An 836-nucleotide genomic window follows, 5' to 3' on the forward strand; every position below is an offset into this window, starting at 1 on the left:
GTCGGTCATATGAGTTAGTCTGTGTGATATCGTAGTAAGCTTACCGCCGGTTGGCCGGCATAGAAATGTGGTTTGGTACCAAGACTTGTGAACCTGAATTCTCAAAACCACTAATATCCACTGGTACAAGGGTTAGACTGATGAGTGAGAACCTAAATGCATCTGCCGACCGATCCGCGTCGGCTGAGGAGACAGACTCAGAGCTATCGGCGTTCCGGCAGGTCGTCGAGTGGCTGGCCAACCGCAACAGCTTCGCCATTGTGGGCGTGTTCCTCGCCCTGGGTCTGACTGCCGACCACTTTGGCGTGCCCGAACCGGCGGACAACATCCTGTACCTCATCGGCGGGGTGTTGCCGCTGGTGCTGGCGACCGTTTCGACGACAGAGGACGGCTATGACCACGGCCTGTCGAACTGGGCACGGGCGAAGATCATCGTTTCACAACTCGTCTTTATGATTACCCCCTGGGGACTGTTTACGCAACTCCTCCAATCGGGCGGGACCGCCGTCGCCTACATCCGCCATCGCGGGCGACCGCCCAATCGAACTCGCAAGACACCGACGACGAAGTTCTCCGTCCCTGTTGAAAGGGAGTGGACGGTCACCAACGGCGGCATCACCAAGTCCACGTCCCACTCCTGGGGGCTTGTTTCCCAACGGTACGCCTACGACCTCGTGGTTACCGACGATGACGGAGACACTCACGAAGGGAACGGGCAGCGGTTAGAGGACTACTACGCGTTCGGCGAGCCGGTCACGGCACCCGCCGACGGCACCATCGTCGCCGTCGAGGACGGCCCCGATCGCGTCGCCTACTGAGAGACCACGTACCGAGTG

The 836-nt window shown here is 59.7% G+C and carries 1 protein-coding gene; it reads left to right on the forward strand.

Annotated elements, in window-relative coordinates; genetic code table 11:
• Positions 1-140 precede the first annotated feature (140 nt).
• Entirely contained in the window at positions 141-818 is a 678-nt protein-coding gene (locus EXE44_RS15865; protein ID WP_137717911.1) for a hypothetical protein, read from the forward strand.
• The last annotated feature ends 18 nt before the right edge of the window (positions 819-836 follow it).

Source organism: Halorubrum sp. SS7, assembly GCF_005435055.1.
Classification (GTDB): Archaea; Halobacteriota; Halobacteria; order Halobacteriales; family Haloferacaceae; genus Halorubrum; species Halorubrum salinarum.

Excerpts from the sequence above, each read along its gene's own strand:
- EXE44_RS15865 (WP_137717911.1), top strand. The coding sequence starts at position 141 with ATGAGTGAGAACCTAAATGCATCTGCCGACCGATCCGCGTCGGCTGAG.